This is a genomic window from Sphingopyxis sp. (assembly GCF_036261875.1).
Classification (GTDB): Bacteria; Pseudomonadota; Alphaproteobacteria; order Sphingomonadales; family Sphingomonadaceae; genus Sphingopyxis.
This window is the reverse complement of record NZ_DATAJZ010000039.1, coordinates 47,839-66,137: the sequence shown is the minus strand read 5'-3', so window position 1 is coordinate 66,137 and position 18,299 is coordinate 47,839. Positions and strand designations below refer to the sequence as shown.

At 66.2% G+C, this 18,299-nt stretch carries 11 protein-coding genes; 4 read left to right on the top strand and 7 right to left on the bottom strand.

All coding sequences use genetic code 11. The annotated features are described in order from the left end of the window. Positions 1 to 93: 93 nt before the first annotated feature. Positions 94 to 1,464, top strand: a complete 1,371-nt coding sequence (locus tag VHO04_RS16935) for a M20/M25/M40 family metallo-hydrolase (RefSeq protein WP_329629409.1) — start codon at positions 94 to 96, stop codon at positions 1,462 to 1,464. Between the two features lie 112 nt (positions 1,465 to 1,576). Here the strand turns inward: VHO04_RS16935 and VHO04_RS16930 are convergent, their stop codons facing one another. Continuing rightward, a complete protein-coding gene (locus VHO04_RS16930; RefSeq protein WP_329629408.1) occupies positions 1,577 to 2,170 on the bottom strand; it encodes a TetR/AcrR family transcriptional regulator in 594 nt (197 codons plus the stop codon). Positions 2,171 to 2,203: 33 nt separating this feature from the next. On the opposite strand from VHO04_RS16930, the gene VHO04_RS16925 reads away from it, so the two are divergent. The 3 genes from VHO04_RS16925 to VHO04_RS16915 all read left to right on the top strand — a co-directional run bounded on the left by VHO04_RS16925 (position 2,204) and on the right by VHO04_RS16915 (position 6,295). Beyond that, on the top strand, positions 2,204 to 3,370 hold the full coding sequence (locus VHO04_RS16925; protein WP_329629407.1) for an aromatic ring-hydroxylating dioxygenase subunit alpha: 1,167 nt from the start codon (positions 2,204 to 2,206) through the stop codon (positions 3,368 to 3,370). A 103-nt stretch (positions 3,371 to 3,473) separates the two neighbouring features. Beyond that, positions 3,474 to 4,694 (top strand): FAD-dependent oxidoreductase, encoded by a 1,221-nt coding sequence (locus tag VHO04_RS16920; protein ID WP_329629406.1) that lies wholly within the window; start codon positions 3,474 to 3,476, stop codon positions 4,692 to 4,694. Then, complete coding sequence (locus VHO04_RS16915) at positions 4,691 to 6,295, top strand: NAD(P)/FAD-dependent oxidoreductase (RefSeq protein ID WP_329629405.1); 1,605 nt, start codon at positions 4,691 to 4,693, stop codon at positions 6,293 to 6,295. Before VHO04_RS16920 ends, VHO04_RS16915 begins: the two co-directional genes overlap by 4 nt. On the opposite strand, the gene VHO04_RS16910 is transcribed toward VHO04_RS16915, so the two are convergent. From VHO04_RS16910 to VHO04_RS16885, 6 genes are all read right to left on the bottom strand, one after another. After that, complete coding sequence (locus tag VHO04_RS16910; RefSeq protein WP_329629404.1) at positions 6,257 to 7,603, bottom strand: APC family permease; 1,347 nt, start codon at positions 7,601 to 7,603, stop codon at positions 6,257 to 6,259. The two genes, VHO04_RS16915 and VHO04_RS16910, sit on opposite strands and share 39 nt — an antisense overlap. Before the next feature lie 4 nt (positions 7,604 to 7,607). Continuing rightward, the gene (locus tag VHO04_RS16905; protein ID WP_329629403.1) at positions 7,608 to 10,127 is read right to left on the bottom strand and encodes a TonB-dependent receptor; all 2,520 of its coding nucleotides are present in this window, start codon (positions 10,125 to 10,127) and stop codon (positions 7,608 to 7,610) included. Between the two features lie 149 nt (positions 10,128 to 10,276). Next, positions 10,277 to 11,872, bottom strand: coding sequence for a tetratricopeptide repeat-containing sulfotransferase family protein (locus tag VHO04_RS16900; protein WP_329629402.1), 1,596 nt, complete (start codon positions 11,870 to 11,872; stop codon positions 10,277 to 10,279). A gap of 2 nt (positions 11,873 to 11,874) precedes the next feature. Then, on the bottom strand, positions 11,875 to 13,473 hold the full coding sequence (locus VHO04_RS16895; RefSeq protein WP_329629401.1) for a DsbA family protein: 1,599 nt from the start codon (positions 13,471 to 13,473) through the stop codon (positions 11,875 to 11,877). Positions 13,474 to 13,529: 56 nt separating this feature from the next. After that, positions 13,530 to 14,933 carry a M48 family metalloprotease gene (locus tag VHO04_RS16890; protein ID WP_414713134.1) on the bottom strand — a complete coding sequence of 468 codons (1,404 nt, stop codon included), beginning with the start codon at positions 14,931 to 14,933 and terminating at the stop codon, positions 13,530 to 13,532. Between the two features lie 366 nt (positions 14,934 to 15,299). Further along, on the bottom strand, positions 15,300 to 17,930 hold the full coding sequence (locus VHO04_RS16885; RefSeq protein WP_329629400.1) for a ribonuclease E/G: 2,631 nt from the start codon (positions 17,928 to 17,930) through the stop codon (positions 15,300 to 15,302). Positions 17,931 to 18,299 lie beyond the last annotated feature (369 nt).

Sequence of the window (18,299 nt, the reverse complement as noted above, 5' to 3'; positions counted from 1 at the left end):
GTTCTTCCTTCAGCATGGTGAAAGAAGAACGGCTGGGCTTCGACAGGCTCAGCCCGAACGGATCAAAACACGATGATAAAAGGGGTTGACGATATGCGTCTTGTTTCCGCTTTCCTTGCTTCCGCCGCCATGCTGGCCGCGGCGCCCGTTCACGCCAAGCCCGCCGATGCCGCGACGGCGAAGCAGATCCTCATGGACAGCGTCGCGATCCCGACGGTCGAGGGGCGCGGCAAGGTGCCCGAACTCGCGGCCTATTATGCCGGCGTGCTCAAGGCCGCAGGCTATAGCGACGCCGATATCGAGATCACCCCGATCGGCGAGACCGCGACCTTCGCCGCGACGCTGCGGGGCACGACCAAGGCGAAGCCGATCCTGCTGCTCGGCCATATGGACGTCGTCGAGGCCGATCCCAAGGACTGGACCCGCGATCCCTTCGTGCCGGTCGAGGAGAACGGCTATATCTTCGGCCGCGGGTCGGAGGACAACAAGTTCGACGTCGCGATGATGGTCGCGACGATGGCCCAGCTCAAGAAGGACGGCTTCAAGCCGAAGCGCTCGATCATCCTGCTGCTCTCGGGCGACGAGGAAACCTCGATGACGACGACGCGCGCGCTTGCGGCCAAATATAAGGACGCCGAATTTGCCTTGAACGGCGATGGCGGCGGCGGGCTGATCGGCGAGGACGGCAAGGCGAAATATTACGGGCTGCAGGCGGGTGAAAAAACCTATGCCGACTATGGGCTCGAAGTGACCAACCCCGGCGGCCACAGCTCGCGTCCCGGCGCGGTCAATGCGATCGTCGAACTGTCCGAAGCGCTCGCCAAGGTCGGCGCCTATCGCTTCACGCCGCAGCAGAATGAGCTGACCAAGGTCGGGATGCCGATCGTCGCCGATCAGGTCGGCGGTGACATCGGCGCGGCGCTGAAAGCCTTCGCGGCCGACCCGGCCGACGCCAAGGCGATCGCGACGATCCGTGCCGATCCCGAATATGTCGGCCAGATCGGCACCACCTGCGTGCCGACGCTGGTCAAGGGCGGCCACGCCGAGAATGCGCTGCCGCAGCGCGCGACCGCCAACATCAACTGTCGCATCTTTCCGGGCGTCAGCATCGAGGCGGTGCGCGCCGAACTCGAAAAGGTGATTGGCGATCCCGCGGTCAAGGTGAACACCGACCCCGATGCCACCGCGAGCGACGCTTCGCCGCTGCGCCCCGACGTGGTGGCGGCGGTGACCAGGACGGTCCATGCGCGCTTCCCCGGCCTGCCGATCATCCCGTCGATGAGCGCGGGGGCGACCGACAGCCTGCATTTCCGCGCCGTCGGCGTGCCCAGCTATGGCGTCGCGGGGCTGTTCAGCAAGGCGAGCGACAGCTTCGCGCACGGCCTCAACGAACGCGCGCCGGTCGCCGCCATCCCCGGCGCCCTCGCGCATTGGGACAGTCTACTGCGCGATCTGTCGAAATAGGCGTCGTGCCCCTGCGAAGGCGGGGGCCCATCACCGGCCTTCGGTTTCTTCCCAGCCGCTCGTTCAGAACGCGATCGCGGGTGATGGGCCCCTGCCTTCGCAGGGGCACGGGCTAGGGTAGTAAGGCCCCCACCGCGCGCTCGACCATCGCCACCGCCGCCTCGGCGCCGAAACTTGTCGAGTCGAGCGACAGTTCGAGCCATAGCCCATCGACCATCGCGGTCAGCAGGATCGCGAGCCGCCCGGCGTCGGCGGCGCCGCACGCGGTCAGCAAGTCGGCCAATCGTTCGCGATAGCCCGCGTAGCTTTCGGCGTGGATCGCCGCCATCCGCGCGTCGCTGCGTGCGAGCGCCCAGAAGGCGGTCCAGGCGCCGAGCAGTTCGGGATCGGTGACCGGCGGGCGAAAGCTCGCGGTGAGATAGGCGGTCAGCCGCGCACGGGGATCGTCGCCCGCGCGTGCGGCCGCGTCCGCGAAGATCGCGTCCATCCGGTCGCTCGTCGCGGCGTAAGTGGCGGCGACCAGATCGCCGATCCCCTCGAAATAATGGCGCAGCAGCCCCGGCGACACCCCTGCTTTGGCGCAGATCGCGCGAACAGTCGTTCCCGCGAGCCCCTGTTCGGCGAGCACCGCCGCGGTCGCCTCGATCAGGCCCGTTCGGCGGGCATCGGCGCTTTCGCGCGTAAAGGCTTGGCGAGCGGCGGTCATATTGTTATACATATGTATAACAAGGAACGGACTATGGCAACTGCACCCCTTCGCGATTCGAATCCCGATCCGCTCGACGGCTGGTCGCTGCCCGCCTGGACCTACAGCGATCCCGAATTCCACGCGGCCGAAATGGACCGCATCTTCCGTCCGAGCTGGCAGATCGTCTGCCACGACAGCGACATCCCCAACGCCGGCGACTGGCACAGCATCGACTTTTGCGGCGAAAGCGTAATCCTGGTGCGCGGCGCAGACCGTATCGTGCGGGCTTTCACCAACGTCTGCCGCCATCGCGGCTCGCGCCTCGTCGATGGTGCCGCGGGCTGCGCGAAGAAGCTCGTCTGCCCCTATCACGCCTGGACCTACGAACTCGACGGGCGGTTGACCGGCGTTCCCGATTCGGCGAGCTACCCGACGCTCGACAAGGACAAGGCAGGACTCGTCCCGGTCGGGCTCGAACAATGGCGCGGCTTCTGGTTCGTGCGGCTCGATGACGACGGCGGTCCGTCGGTCGCGGCGATGATGGCGCCCTATGAGGCGATGATCGCCCCCTATCGCTTTGCGGACCTCGGCGCGCTCGGCCGCGTCACGCTGCGCCCGCGCGCGGTCAACTGGAAGAATGTCGGCGACAATTATTCGGACGGCCTGCACATCCCCGTCGCCCACCCCGGCCTCACGCGGCTGTTCGGAAAAAGCTATGGCGTCGAAGCCGAGTCCGGGGTCGACCGCATGTGGGGCGACCTGATCGACCGGCCCTCGGCGAACTGGTCCGAACATATGTATCAGCGCCTGCTGCCGTCGGTGCCGCACCTTCCGCAAGCGAACCAGCGCCATTGGCTCTATTTCAAGCTGTGGCCGAACATCGCCTTCGACATCTATCCCGATCAGGTCGATTTCATGCAGTGGCTGCCGACCGGCCCGACAAGCTGCCTGATCCGTGAAATCTCCTATGTCCTTCCCGATACGCGGCGCGAGATGAAGGCGGCGCGCTATTTGAACTGGCGCATCAATCGTCAGGTCAATGCCGAGGATACCGCGCTGATCACGCGCGTTCAGCAGGGGATGCAGTCGAAAAGCTTCACCATGGGGCCACTCAGCGACAAGGAGGTCTGCCTTAGGCATTTCTGTTCACGGATGCGCGCGATCATCCCCGAGGCGCGGCTGGAGCAGGCGCCGCCGGCGGGGTGGAGCCGGACATGATGGCCTCTCCATTCCCGTTCGCATCGAGCGAAGTCGAGATGCCCATCGATTGCGCACGCCTTATGGGTGTCTCGACTTCGCTCGACACGAACGGGGAATAGAGGTGATTAATCAACTCCCCATCATCATCGTCGGTGGTGGTCCCGCGGGCATGGTCGCGGGGCTGCTCTTCGCGCGCGCCGGGGTGCCCGTCACCGTGCTCGAAAAGCACGCCGATTTCCTCCGTGATTTCCGCGGCGACACGGTGCATCCTTCGACGCTCGAACTGTTCCACGAGATCGGCCTGCTCGGCGCGCTTCTGAAAGAACCGCACGCCGCGATCGACACCATGACGCTGAACCTGCTCGGCGGACGCTATACGGTCGCGACGATGAAGCATCTCCCCATCGCGGCGCCTTTCGTGGCGATGATGCCGCAATGGGATCTGCTCGATTTCATCGCGGGGGAAGGGCGGCGCTATCCGACCTTCGACCTCCGCATGTCGACCGAGGCCACCGGGCTGACCTATGATGCCGCGAACCGCGTCAGCGGCGTCACCCTCGCAGCCGGCGAGACACTGCCCGCGCGCCTCGTCATCGCCGCCGACGGGCGCCGGTCGGTGCTGCGTGGCGCGGCCGAGCTGCCGCTGGAAGATCTGGGGGCGCCGATGGACGTGCTCTGGTTCCGCGTCCCCGTTCCCGCGGGCATGGACATGGCGGAGGTCGCGCTCGGCACGATCGAGAAGGGCGGGATGGTCGTCGCCATCCCGCGCGGCGATTATTGGCAATGCGCGCGGATCATCGAGAAGGGCGGCTTCCCGCCGATCGAAGCGCGCGGCATCGCGGCCTTCCGCGATGAGATCGTCGCCATCGTCCCCGGTCTCGCCGCCGGGATCGACGCGATCCGCAGCTTCGACGACGTCAAATTGCTGTCGGTCGCGCTCGACCGGCTGACGCGCTGGTCGCGCCCGGGCCTGCTCGCGATCGGCGACGCGGCGCACGCGATGTCGCCGGTCGGCGGCATCGGCATCAACCTGGCGGTGCAGGATGCGGTCGCCGCCGCGAATATCCTCGCGGCGCCGCTCGCCGCCGGGGCCGATCCCGATCCGTTGCTCGCACGGGTTCAGGCGCGCCGCTGGAAGCCGACGACCCGGATGCAGGCGCTGCAGCGCTTCGCCCATCTGCGGGTCATCGAGCCGATGCTGCGCGGCGCGATCGACCATGTCCCGCTTGCCGTCCGCCTGCTCGATCGCATTCCGCTGCTCCGCCGCATCCCGGGCCGCATCCTCGGCCTCGGCTTCGGCCGCCAGCATGTCCAATCCCCGCTTGCGAAAGATTTTTCATGACCAAAGCCTATGACGCGCTGATCATCGGCGCCGGCCACAACGGCCTCGTCTGCGCCTTCTACCTCGCGAGGGCGGGGTTGAAGGTGCGCATCGTCGAGGCGCGCGACGTCGTCGGCGGCGCCGCGGTGACCGAGGAGTTCGCGCCGGGTTTCCGCAATTCGGTCGCAAGCTACACCGTCAGCCTGCTTCAGCCGAAGGTGATCGCCGATATGAAGCTAGCCGATTACGGCTATCGCGTCATCGAGCGGCCGATCAGCAATTTCCTGCCGCAGGAGGATGGCGGCTACCTCAAGCTCGGCGGCGGGGTCGAGCGCACGCAGGCCGAGTTCCGCAAGTTCAGCGCCCGCGATGCCGAGGTGCTGCCCGCTTATTATGACGCGCTCGAAAATGTCGCCGAACTGCTTCGCGACCTCGCGCTGCGCGTGCCGCCGAATGTCGGCGAGGGGCTCCGCACGTTGCTCGACGGCGCGCGGCAGGGGCGGCGCTTCGCGACGCTGAGTCTCGAACAGCAGCGCGACGTGCTCGACCTCTTCACCAAATCGGCGCGCACGACGCTCGACAGCTGGTTCGAGAGCGAGGCGGTCAAGGCGGCGTTCGGCTTCGACGCAGTGGTCGGCAACTACGCCAGCCCCGACACGCCGGGCAGCGCTTACGTCCTCCTCCACCACGTTTTCGGCGAGGTGAATGGCAAGAAGGGCGCGTGGGGCCACAGCGTCGGCGGCATGGGCAAGATCACCGAGATCATGGCGAAGGTGTGCCGCGACATGGGCGTCGAGATCAGCCTCGAAAGCCCGGTCGAAAAGGTGCTGGTCGATGGAAACAAGGCGGTAGGCGTCAAGCTCGTCGGCGGCGAGGAAATCGCCGCCGCCCGCGTGATCGCCAACGTCGGGCCGAAACTGCTCTACGAGCGCATGATGGACGCGGCCGACCTGCCGCAGGACTTCCAGCGCCGCATCAAGGGCTTCAAGGTAGGCAGCGGCACCTTCCGCATGAATGTCGCGCTGTCGGAGCTTCCCAAATTCACCTGTCTTCCCGAGCCCGGCGAGCATCACCAGTCGGGGATCATCCTCGCGCCGACGCTCGATTATATGGACCGCGCTTTCCTCGACGCGAAGCAGCACGGCTGGTCGAAGGCGCCGATCGTCGAGATGCTGATCCCCTCGACCGTCGACGACAGCCTCGCGCCCGAAGGGTGTCACGTCGCCAGTCTCTTCTGCCAGCAGTTCGCGCCCGAACTGCCGGGCGGACGCGATTGGGACGACGAAGAGGAGGCCGCGGCCGATTGCATCATCGACACGGTCGAGAAGCACGCCCCCGGCTTCCGCGCCAGCATCGTCGCCCAGACGCGGCTTTCGCCCAAGGGACTCGAACGCAAGTTCGGCCTGGTCGGCGGCGACATCATGCACGGCAATATGAGCCTCGACCAGCTTTGGGCCGCGCGACCGGTGCTCGGCAACGGCGGCTATCGCGGGCCGGTGAAGGGTCTTTATATGTGCGGTGCGGGCACGCATCCGGGCGGCGGCGTCACCGGCGCGCCGGGGCATAATGCGGCCGAGGTGATCCTACGTGACCGGGGCTTCTTCGCGCCCCGCTGGCGCTGAGCGCCGCATCGCGAGATAGATCGGCAGCCCCGCCGCGGTCATCGCGGCGCTCCACAGGCTCGCCTCCAGCCCGGCGCCATAGAAGGCCCAGCAGCTATAGACGAAGCCCGCGATCGTCGCGGCGGCGAAACCCGCCGAAACCCGGATCGCGCCCCGCCGTTCGAGCAGCAGCGCGGCGAGCGAGCCGACGATATAGAGGATGATCGCGGTCGAGGTCGTCACCTTGACCATGAAGGCGAACAGGTCGGCGAGCCCGCGCGAATAATTGGCATAGACGATCGCGCTCGCCAGCCCGCTCGACACGATCTGGGTGATCCACGGCGAGGCGAAGCGATTGTCGCGCGCGAAGGCGGCGGGAAGTAGACGGCGGTGCGCAAGGTCGCGCGGGATATCGCCCTGCAGCAGTACGAAGCCGTTGAGCGCGCCGAGCGCCGCGATCGCCGCGAACAGCGCGACCACCTGTCCGGCGCCGGGGCCGACGAGCCGCGCGAAGAAGGTCGCATAGGCGGCGTTCGATTCGTGGAGCGCCGCGACCGGCACCAGCAGCGTCACCGTCGTGCACGACAGGAGATAGAGCAGCCCGACCGCCGCCGCCGCGATCACCGTCGCGCGCGGGATCGTGCGTTCGGGATCCTTGACGCGGTCGCTGACGACGCACGCGCTCTCGAAACCGAGCAGCGCGAAAAGCGTCAGCGTCGCCGCGCCGCTGACCCCCGACAGGCTGAGCGGCTCGGTTCCCGCCATCGTCGGCGGTGGAGCCGCGCCGCTGCCGAGCGCCCAGGCGCCGACGAAGACCGCACCCACGACGGGGATCAGCTTGAGGGCGAGGGTGAGCATCTGCGCGCCGCCCGCGCGGCGGACACCCCCGAGATTGACGAGCGTGAAGAACCAGATGCAGCCGATCGCGATCCACGCCGGCGCCGCGCCCTTTTCGCCGAGCCAGGGCAGCAGGATCGACATGTTGCTGATCGCCGCGACCGCCAGCGTCGCGACGACGGTCCAGCAGCTTATCCAATAGCTCCACGCGACGATGAAGCCGGTGCCGGGGCCGAAGGCGGCGGCGCCGTAAGTGAAGGCGGCGCACCCCTCGGGAAGCCGTCGCGCGAGCCGCGCGAACACCACGGCAAGGCAGAGCGTGCCGGCTATCGACACCAGCCAGCCGACGATCGCGTTCCAGCCGAGCGGCGCGAGATCGCGCGGGAGCAGGAACACCCCCGACCCGATCATATTGCCCATGCCGAGCGCGATGCACATCGACAGGCCGAGCTTCTGGCCCGGCCTGTCGGTGCTGGCGACGCTAACCGTCACCCGATCAGAACTTGGCGCCCAGCCGCGCCCCGATCGTCTGGGGCTGGTTCACCAATATCTGCACCCGGCCGTCGCACTGGCCGCAGTTGGAGAAGCGCGACAGTTCGGCGCGCTCGTCGAATGCATTCTGGAGGAACAGTTCGAAGCTGTAATTGCTCCAGTCGAAACCGAGCGCGAAGTCGACCGTGGTCGATCCCCGGATGCGCCCGAGCGCGTTCGCCGTCGGGACGCGGATATCCGGCGTGGCCGAACTGCGATGCGCGATCACCGACTGGAAGTGCATCTCGCCCGGCCCGACCGGGAATTGATAGCGCAGCGTCGCATTGCCGTTGAATTTCGGCGTCACCGGCAGCCGCGTGCCCTTCGCCGCGGCGATCGAATTGCCCGGATCGGTGCATTGATAGGTCGGGTCGTCGATCTCGCACAGATTGTTGCGGGTCTTCGCATCGGTATAGGAAGCCGCGGCGGCGATCGTCAGCCCCTCGACCGGCCGGATGTTGACGTCGGCCTCGATGCCCTTGATCCGCGCGTTCGGGCCGTTGTGGATCTCGGTAAAGCTGTTCTCACCCAGGAAAGAGAATTGGAAGCGCTTCCAGTCCTGCAGATAGACGGCGGCGTTGAGCCGGACTGCGCCGCCCGCCAGCGTGGTCTTGAGCCCCAATTCGTAATTGGTCAGGAAGTCGGCGGCATAGGGCGCGATCGTCCCGCGCCGGTTGATCCCGCCGGGGCGGAAACCGCGCGACCAGGTTGCATAGGTGAGGATATCCTCGCTCGGCTTCCACGTCAGGTTCAGGCGGTGGGTGAAGCCGTTATCCTTGGTGCGCTTGGGAACCAGCTTGCCGTTCACATAATCGGCGAGGTTGGTGCAGGGGCCGCCCTCAACCGTCGCGGGAAGCAGCGTGCCGCCCGGATTGTCGCGCAGGGACTCGCCCGTCGTGGTGTAACATCCCGCGACTCCCGTCCGCGAACTGGCCGCGCCGTTATAGGGGGGGCCATCGGGATTGCGGCCGAAGCCGAAGAAGCCGATCAGGCTGTTGTCATATTTATAATAGCGCCCGCCGCCGGTCAGGGTGACGGTCGGCGTGATGTCGAAGCTCGCTTCGCCGAACGCGGCATAATCCTTGTCGACGCGCTTCTGTTCGGTAAGCCACAGCGTTCCCGGATGGCCGTTGACCGACAGCGCGTCGGCGAGGCCCGGAATGATGTAATCCTGATGGATATGGTTGCTCTGGCGCTGGTAGAAGAGTCCGGCGACGACGCGGAAGCGCTCGTCCTGCGGTGACGCGATGCGCAGTTCCTGGCTCATCTTGCGGAAATGGTCGGTGCCGATGATATATTGCCGCGGGTCAATGGTGTTGCCGGCATTGTCCTGAAGATAGAAGCATCCCGCGAGCCCGCTGCACACGAAATCGCCCTCATAGGTGTAGTTCGCGTAAAGCTGGTCATAGGCTTCGGCATAATCGGTATAATCGTTGATTTGATAGGCCTTGCGGTCGAGATAGGCGCCGGCATAGGTGATGTCGAAATTGCCGATCTTGCCTTCGATCGTCAGCGCCGCCTGGATGAACTTGTCGGTGCGCTTGTCGGGGTAGAAGCGCTGGACCTGGAGGTCGCCGACTTTGGGGTCCTGATAGAAAGTGCCATGGCTCGTCTGCTTCTGATAGAGCAGGGTCGGGGTGACCGTCCAATTGTCGTCGAGATCGACCTTCAGCGCGGCGCGCCCGCCATAGACTTCGGCGTCGTTGAAATTCTTTTCGACGAACGCGTTGTTGTTGACGGTGATGCCCGGCTGGTTGCCGACCAGATTCCCGCCTTCATCGAGGATCGGCGCGCCGAGGAAGCTGCGCGTTCCCGGCACATTGTCGATATAACCGGCGTCCTTCTGATACCAGCCGACGAAGCGCACCGCCGCCATCGGGCTGATCGGCGCATTGAGCATGCCTTCGAGCCGGCCGCCCATGCCGCCATGCTTGATGCTGTTGATCTCGCCGTCGACGCGGCCCTCGAAGGCCGAGGGGTCGGGCTTGTTGGTGATGATGCGGATCGTGCCTGCCTGCGACGAGGCGCCGTAGAGCGTGCCCTGCGGCCCCGCGAGTGATTCGATGCGGGCGATGTCATAGATATGGACGTCGAGGGTGCCGCCGATCGTCGTCACCGGCTGTTCGTCGAGATAGACACCGACGCTGGGCAGCGAGCCCGAATGGTTGCCGTCGCCGCCGCTCGCGACGCCGCGCATATAGACGGTGGTGACGCCCGGCTGGCTCGACTGGAAGGAAACGCTCGGCAGGAGCTTGGAGAAATCCTGGAAATTCGCGACGTTGAGCTGGTCGAGCTTCTTGGTCCCGAGCGCCTGGATGCTGATCGGAACGTCCTGAAGATTTTCCTCGCGCTTCTGCGCGGTGACGACGATCTCGTCGCCATAATCGGTCTTCGAGGCCTCCTGTGCCCAGGCCGTTCCCGATGTCAGGATCGTCGAGGACAGTGAAGCCAGCAGCAGCGCGCGGCGTGAAACATGGACCCGCATAGAAAAGCCCCCCTCTTTGCCCGTTTGTCGCCGTTTGCGCGGCGCGGCAGAGAGGGTGTCGCAACATGGGGGGGATCGTCAATCGGACATATGAAATCGGCTCCGCGCGGCCGCCGATTCGCGATCACTATGACAAAATTGCAACAGGCTCAGGCGGACGCCGGATAATGTGCCAGAACCGGCCCCAGCGCCTCGACCAGCGGCCCCAGCCACGGTTCCATCGCGCGCCACTGGTCCACACCGTCGCGGTTGATCGGACGCCGCACCTGTTCGGAACTTGCGGTGCGCACCGCGCGGTCGCTCTTGTGGAAATCGAGGCAGGACGGCTCGAACGGCAGCCCGAGACAGGTCAGCATCGTGCGCACTTCGCCTTCCAGATCGGCGATCACCCGTTCGTGGAAGATGCGGTGGACATGCCCGGGAAGCACCCGGTCGAAATGGCCCATCAGATCGACATAATCGGCATAATAGCGCCCCATGTCGGACAGGCTGTAGCTGAACGCCTGCCCGCGCGCGAAATGCTGTTTGAAATTGGAGAAGCAGCAATCCATCGGATGGCGGCGCGCGTCGATGATCTTCGCGTTCGGCAGAATCAGCCGGATGAAGCCGGTGTGCAGCCAGTTGTTCGGCAGCTTGTCGATATAGAAGGGCTTGTCGCTTTTGCGCTGGACCTGCGTCTCGCGCAGATACTGTTCGCCCAATTCGCGGGCCTGATCGGCCGTCAGGCCGGCAACCCCGCCCATATTGCGCGCTTTCGCATAGAGTTTGGGGATATCGGGCAGTTCCATCGTGCCCTCGACCATCGAATGGCTCGACAATATCTGCTCGATCAGCGTCGAGCCCGCGCGCGGCATGCCGACGATGAAGATCGGATCGGGCGCATCGGCGCCATGGCCGCCGCGCGCCGCGAAGAAATCCGGCGTATAGAGCGTCCTGGCATGATCGACTGCGGCCCGTGTCTGGTCGGCGTCATAGTCGAGCAGCGTCCGCCGCAGGGCGTTCCCCTGGTCATAATGGGCAAAGGCGGGTTCGGGCTGCTGTCGCTGTTCATATGCCCTGCCCAGCGCGAAATGCAGGTGAAAGCGATCTTCGGCGGTGATGTCGCCGCGATCCAGCGCCGCCTCCATCGCCGACAGGTCGGTGTCGTCGAAGCGCAGCGTTTTCAGATTGGCGAGGCTCCACCACACTTCGCCGAGTGCAGGGTGAAGCGCGAGCGCCCGGCGATAGGCGGCCACCGCGTCGGCCTGGCGCCCGACGGTCTTGAGCATATGGCCATAGGACATCCAGATTTTCGGTTGCTTGCCGGCGCTTTGCAGCACCTGCTCATACAGTTCGAGCGCCTCGTCAAACTCGCCGACGCGGCCGAGCGCGGCGGCTTTCAGATTGGCGTTGCCCGGGTTGCCCGGATCGGCCTGCTGCAACGTGTCGAGCTCGGCGATCGCCTCGGCCGACCGCCCCTGGCGATGCAGGACCGTCGCGAGGTTCGACCGCGCGGCGAGAAAGTCGGGCGCCAGTTCGAGCGCCCGGCGCAGCAGCGCCTCGGCATCGCGATAGCGTTCGATCCGCGCCGCCAACTCGGCGAGCATCCGGATCGCCGCGACGTCGAACGGATCGCGCTTCAGATGTGCCTTCAGCACCGGCTCGGCATCGTGAAGCCGCCCCTCGACCAGCGCCAGCGCCGCCGCCATCAGCTCGGGATTGCGGACCCCGCGCGCGATTGATGCGTGCGCCCGGCCGGCCTCCATCCTCAGCCTTTCTTCCGCGCCTTGGCAATCGCCTGCCGGAGCGCGTCATAGCCGACCTGGCCCTGGAAGAGCTGGTCGCCGACGATCCACGTCGGGGTGGCGTTGAGCTGAAGCTGGGTCGCGAGCGCGAGGTTCGAATCGATCTCGCGCTGGAACAGCGCCTCGTTCGCGGTCGCGTCGGCGCTGCCGTCGGTGACGACGCCCGCCTTGCCGGCCGCCGCGGCGATCGCCGACGGGTCGAGCGAGGAGGCGGCGAACATCGCATGGTGGAAGGCGTCATATTTGCCCTGCCGCGCGGCGGCGAGCGCCATGATCGCGGCATCGCGGCTCTGCGGCGAGATGATCGGCAATTCGCGGAAGACGACTTTCAGGCGCTTGTCCTCGCGGATCAGCCGGTCGACGTCGGGCACGCTCGCGCGGCAGAAACCGCAGGCATAGTCGGTGAAGACGACGAGCGTGACGTCGCCGTCGGCATTGCCCGCCCATGCGCCGGCATAGGGTTTTTCGAGCGCCGGACGCACCGCCTCGACCGCCTTCGCCATTTCCTTGTTCCGCTGCGCCTCAAAGGCTTCGGGGATGATCTCGGGATGCGCGCGGATATAGTCGGCGACGATGGTTTCCACTTCGCTCTTGCTCATTCCGCCGCCGAAGCGGCCGCCGAGCCAGAAGACGGCGCCGAGCAAAAGCAGGGCGCCAAGCGCCATCGCCCAGAGCGGTGCGGGGAGGGCGCTTCCGGGTGCCGCGGCGCGGGGCGCTGGGTGATGTGGCATACGGTCGTCGGGTTCGGGGCCGGAGATCGAGGGCGGCGGCGTCGCGGCGGCGGCCTTCGCTCGGGTGGGTTTCGCCGGCGTCGGTGTGGCGGCGGCAACCGCCTCGCCGGTGAAGAGCGGCAGATCGGGCGCGGATGCTTCGGCGACACGCGCTTCGGCCTCTTCGCGCGCGAGTAGCTGTTCAAGGCCCGAGGGCGGCGGTCCGGCTTCCTCGCGCGGCGTGGGGCGCAATTTGGTCGCGGCTTCGCCAATCTGCTCGCGCAGGCTCTCGCTGCCCGCTTTGGCGACATGGCTGATCCCGGCCTTGGTCTTGCCGGCGACCTCGCCGATGCCACGCCCGGCTTCGCTCGACAGTCTGGCGACCTTGTCGCCGAGCGCCATCTTGTCCCAGGTTTCGCCGCTCGCTTTTGCTGCAGCGCGGCCTGCTTTCGCCGATCCGCGCCCGATGGCGCTTGCGGTGCGCGCCGTCAGTGCGCCTGTCTTTGCGGCCAGTTCGCGCGAGCGGCGCGGGATTTCCATCGCCTCGACCCGCGCGGGAATGTCGGCGCGTTCGCCGACCCCGATCGTCCAGTCGGCGAAGGCTTCGGCGCCGTCCCGGACGCGGTCCCAGAGCCTTGCGGCGCCCGCCTTGATCGCTTCGGGCTTCACCAGCGGCGCCTGCGGCTTTTCGGCGGCCTTGTAGCGCGCGAGGTCGATTCCGACGGGCGGCTCGTCCTTGGGCTTGGCAAGCCCCCCCTGATCCGAGGCGTCGCGTGCGGGGGCCGACGCTTCGGGCATCGGAGCCGGATCGCGCAGCCACGGCTGGTAATAATCGTCTTTCTTTTCGGTCACTTGTCGCCCTTGTGCATCGCTCGCGGCGATACGTCCCTATCGTATCTCGTTTGAATCTAGCGCTTTTTGCGCTCGCGTTCCACCTCGGCGCGCGAGACCAGTGCAATATCCTGTGCGCGAATCCAGTCGGCCGACCCTTCGGGCAAGCCCTGCATCGCCGTTTCGGCATTACGCAGTGCAAGCCCCGACTGTCCACCTTCCAGATTATAGCGTTCGGCCGAAGCGAGCGCGGCGCGCGCCTGATCGCCCTTGTTTGCATAGACGATGCCGAGCTGATACCAGGCGAAAGGATTTTGATTGTCGAGCGCGACCGCGGTCTTCAGCACCTTCTCCGCCTCGGCGAAATTGGCGGGGTCCTCGGTCGCGATCAGCGCATGGCCGAGCGTCGCGGCGATCAGCGGCTGCGAGCGCGAATTGGCGACAGCCTCGCGCAGCGGCGGGATCGCATCCTTGGGCCGCCCCGATTCGAGCAGCACTTGTCCCTCGAGCTCAAGGAAATAGGGGTCGTGCGGATCGGTCTTGAGCAGTCCCTCGACTTCGCCGAGCGCCTTGTCGGGATAAGCGCTCTTGTGCCAGGCATAGGCGCGGGCATAGCGCGCTGGGATGCTGGTGTCGGTCTCGGGATATTTGCGCAGCGTCCGGTCGGGATCGGCGATATAGCCTGACAGCTTTGCCTTGACGCGCTGGAAGCGCGCCTCGATCTTCGGGTCGGCGGGCTTGTCCCACGCGGGATCGACGATATAGACCTCGCGCAGCGCCTGGATGCGATCGCCCGACATCGGGTGGGTGCGGCCATAGGCCTGGTCGTCGTCCTGCTTGACGCCATAGCGGAACTCGAGATTCTGCAGCTTCTTGAAAAAGGCGAGGCTGCCGCGGCCGCTGATCCCCGCTTTCGACAGATATTGCGCGCCCGCGGCGTCGGCGGTCGCTTCCTGGGTGCGGCTGAAAGCCAGATATTTGCCGAGCGCGGCCTGCTGGCCCGCCATCATGATGCCCATGCCGGCGTCGCCGCCGCCCGCCGCGATCGCCGCCGCGCCGAGCAGCAGGCTGAGCAGCGAGATGCCCGTCACGGCTTTCATGCCCTCGCTCGATCGGATCGCGTGACCGCCCATGATGTGACCGAGTTCGTGCGCGAGCACCCCCTGCACCTCCTCGGCGCTGTCGGCGGTCTCGATCAGTCCGCTGAAGACATAGATATCCTGGCTGCCCGCGACGAAGGCGTTGATGCTGCGGTCGCCGAGCAGATGGACCTGCACCTGTCCGGGGCGCAGCCCCGCCGCGACGAGCAGCGGGTCCATCATGTCCTGAAACAACGCCTCGGTCTCGGCATCGCGCAGCATCGACTGCGCCGCCGCCGGGCGCGCCGAAATCGCGATCATCGCGAGCAGTGTCAGCAGGAGGCGGAACAGCGGGCGCAATCGATGCGCCCGAAACGCGGGGAACGGCGGGAAAGCGGTCATCGCCGCCTGTCTTGCGCCGCGCGCCTGAACATCGACTGAAGCCATGGGGGCTTATTGGGGCGCGAGGTGCGCAGGCGCAAGGGTGCCGAGGGCGATAATGCGATCAGTTGCCGGGGCCGAAGCGGCGGCGGCGCAGCCTCATCGTCCGCCTTTTATCTCCTCGTCATTCCCGCGAAAGCGGGAATCCAGCTTCCTGCTCTCTTAATCCTTCGCGCCTTTGCGCCTTTGCGTGAGATTTTCAAAAGACTCACGCAAAGGCGCAAAGGCGCGAAGAAGGAAAAGCTGGATTCCCGCTTTCGCGGGAATGACGGAAATCATCCCCTCTCCGTGAAGGGGAAGCATCCTTCCCCCTCACGGAAAATCGGTTCAGTTTCCGAAGGTGCGTTGCCACCAGCCGCGGCGGGGTTCGCCGTCCGGGCCGTCATCGCCGTCGTCCGCTTCGGCCGCCACCGGTTCGGCAGGCGCTTCGACAGGGGCCGGATCGACTTCGGCGACGGCAGCAGGTGCCGCTTCCGCTTCGGGTTCGACCTTCTTCCGGGCGCGGCTGGCGCGCTTCTTCGGCGCGGGCTTTTCGGCTTCGGCCTCGGCTTCGACCTCCGGAGCGGGTTCGGCGGCGGGCGCTTCGACCGTTTCGGCTGCTTCCGCGGCTTCGGCGGCAAGTGCGGCCTTGGTCTTGCGCGGGGCGCGCTTGCGCTTCGGCTTTTCCTCGGCCGCCGGGGCTTCCTCGGCGACGGGTTCGGCAACAGCCTCGGCTTCCACCGGCGTGGCCTCTTCGGTCGCGGCCGTTTCGGCTTCGGTCTCCGTTACCTCTTCGGCTTTCTTGCGGCCGCGTCCACCGCGCCGGCGACGCGGTTTCGCTTCGGCTTCTTCGGCTTCGGCAGTTTCAGCCTCTACCGGTGCAGCCTCTTCGGCGGGCGCTTCCTCGGCTTCGGCGTCGTCGCTGGCCTCGGTCTCGCCGGTTTCATCGCCTTCCTCGTCGCGACGACCGCGACGGCCGCGGCGGCGACGGCGGCGGCGTTTGCGGCCTTCGCCGTCGCTTTCGTCGTCGCCGCCCTGGCGTTCGTGGCGAGCAGGGCGGGCCTCGGCCTCTTCCTCCTCGGTTTCGTCCTCATCTTCTTCGACGAAATCCTCTTCTTCCTCGATCTCGACGATCGGGGCAAAGCTGCGGCGCTGGACCGGCGGCGGGCCGCCGACCTCGACCGCCATCCGCGCGCCCTCGGTCTCGCCGTCGGGAAGGATTTCGACCGAGACGCCGTAGAGCTCCTCGATTTCGCGCAGTTCGCGGCGCTTTTCGTTGAGGAGGTAGAAGGTTGCTTCCTGGCTCGCGCGCAGGACGATCTTGCTGCCCTTGCCGCGCGCGGCTTCCTCTTCGATCAGGCGCAGCGCGCTGAGGCCGGCCGACGAAGCGGTGCGGACGAGGCCGGTGCCCTCGCAATGCGGGCAGGGGCGCGTCGAAGCTTCGAGGACGCCGGTGCGCAGCCGCTGGCGGCTCATCTCCATCAGCCCGAAGCCGGAGATGCGGCCGACCTGGATGCGCGCGCGGTCGTTCTTGAGCGCGTCCTTCATCGCGCGCTCGACCTTGCGGACGTTCGAGCCGTGATCCATGTCGATGAAGTCGATCACGATCAGCCCCGCCATGTCGCGCAGGCGAAGCTGCCGTGCGATTTCGTGCGCAGCCTCGAGGTTGGTGCTGAGCGCGGTCTGCTCGATATTATGTTCGCGCGTCGACCGCCCCGAGTTGATGTCGATCGACACCAGGGCCTCGGTCGGATTGATCACCAGATAGCCGCCCGATTTCAATTGGACGACGGGATTGAGCATCCCCGCGAGCTGATCCTCGACGCCGTAGCGCTGATAGAGCGACACGGGGTCGGCATATTGCTTCACGCGCCGCGCGTGGCTCGGCATCAGCAATTTCATGAACTGCTTCGCGGCCTTATAGCCCTCGTCGCCCTCGACGAGTACTTCCTCGATATCCTTGTGATAGATGTCGCGGATCGCGCGCTTGACGAGATCGCTGTCCGAATGGATCAGCGCCGGCGCGCTCGACCCCAGCGTGTTTTCGCGAATCTCGTCCCACAGGCGGGCAAGATAGTCGAAGTCGCGCTTGATCTCGACCTTGGTGCGGCTCATCCCCGCGGTGCGGACGATGCAGCCCATCGTCGGCGGCAGGCCCATCTCGTCGATCATCGCCTTCAGCTTGCGGCGATCGGCGCCGTTCGAAATCTTGCGGCTGATCCCGCCGCCGTGCATCGTGTTGGGCATCAGCACGCAATAGCGGCCGGCAAGCGACAGATAGGTGGTCAGCGCCGCGCCCTTGTTGCCGCGCTCTTCCTTGACGACCTGCACCAGCATCACCTGGCGGCGACGGATGACGTCCTGAATCTTGTAGCGACGGCGCAGCGACATGCGGCTTTCGCCGTCCTCGTCGTCGCCGCGGCGGCCGCGTCCGCGGCCCCGTCCGCCCTTGCGGCCATCGCGGCCGCGGCGCTTGCGGTCGCCACGACCATTCTTGTCCTCTTCGGCGCCATCCTCGGTGCCTTCGTCATCGCCATTCTCGGCATCGCCATCCTCATCGCCATCCGCGTCTTCGCCGATGGTTTCGGGGGCAGGGGCGTCGCCATTTTCGTCGTCGTGATATTCGACGTCGGCGACATCGCCTTCGAGCTCGTCGAGATCCTCCTCGGCGCGCAGCGCGGCCTCGGCGGCATGTTCGGCCTCTTCGCGCAGCAGCGCGTCGCGATCTTCCTTCGGAATCTGGTAATAGTCGGGGTGGATTTCGCTGAAGGCCAGAAAGCCGTGGCGATTACCGCCATATTCGACGAACGCCGCCTGCAGCGACGGTTCGACGCGGGTGACCTTGGCCAGATAGATATTGCCCTTGAGCTGCTTGTGCTCCGCGGACTCGAAATCAAACTCCTCGATGCGGTTTCCCTTGGTGACGGCGACCCGGGTCTCTTCCCGGTGCCGCGCGTCGATCAACATGCGCGTGGTCATTATTATCACTCCAGGCGCGCCGCGGCGCGCCAAACAAAAAGGCCGCGACCATCCGGGACGGACGGCGGCGGTCGTTAGGGTTCAAAGAAAAAAAGACGTTATTGCCGTGCGCGGCCTGCGTCCGGTCCTGGACGCACATGCGGTCTTCGGTCGCGACAAGCGCAGGGGCGAAAGCGCCTGCGTCGCGATCTGAAGAGGGCATGGCAAGCCTCATGCGGCATCAACCTGGTTACTTGGGTGAGCGAGGAGGCTGGTCGACATTCCGGAGAAGGTCGCGCCGGCCGCCCGATCATCCGGGTGGACTGACGGACGTGCGTTCTTCCCCGCGTGCCCGGCACCAGGGCGGCTCCGATCCGCGATTCGCGCAGG

Excerpts from the sequence above, each read along its gene's own strand:
- VHO04_RS16925 (WP_329629407.1), top strand. The coding sequence starts at position 2,204 with ATGGCAACTGCACCCCTTCGCGATTCGAATCCCGATCCGCTCGACGGC.
- VHO04_RS16900 (WP_329629402.1), bottom strand. The coding sequence starts at position 11,872 with ATGGAGGCCGGCCGGGCGCACGCATCAATCGCGCGCGGGGTCCGCAAT.
- VHO04_RS16930 (WP_329629408.1), bottom strand. The coding sequence starts at position 2,170 with ATGACCGCCGCTCGCCAAGCCTTTACGCGCGAAAGCGCCGATGCCCGC.
- VHO04_RS16935 (WP_329629409.1), top strand. The coding sequence starts at position 94 with ATGCGTCTTGTTTCCGCTTTCCTTGCTTCCGCCGCCATGCTGGCCGCG.
- VHO04_RS16885 (WP_329629400.1), bottom strand. The coding sequence starts at position 17,930 with ATGACCACGCGCATGTTGATCGACGCGCGGCACCGGGAAGAGACCCGG.
- VHO04_RS16915 (WP_329629405.1), top strand. The coding sequence starts at position 4,691 with ATGACCAAAGCCTATGACGCGCTGATCATCGGCGCCGGCCACAACGGC.
- VHO04_RS16905 (WP_329629403.1), bottom strand. The coding sequence starts at position 10,127 with ATGCGGGTCCATGTTTCACGCCGCGCGCTGCTGCTGGCTTCACTGTCC.
- VHO04_RS16890 (WP_414713134.1), bottom strand. The coding sequence starts at position 14,933 with ATGACCGCTTTCCCGCCGTTCCCCGCGTTTCGGGCGCATCGATTGCGC.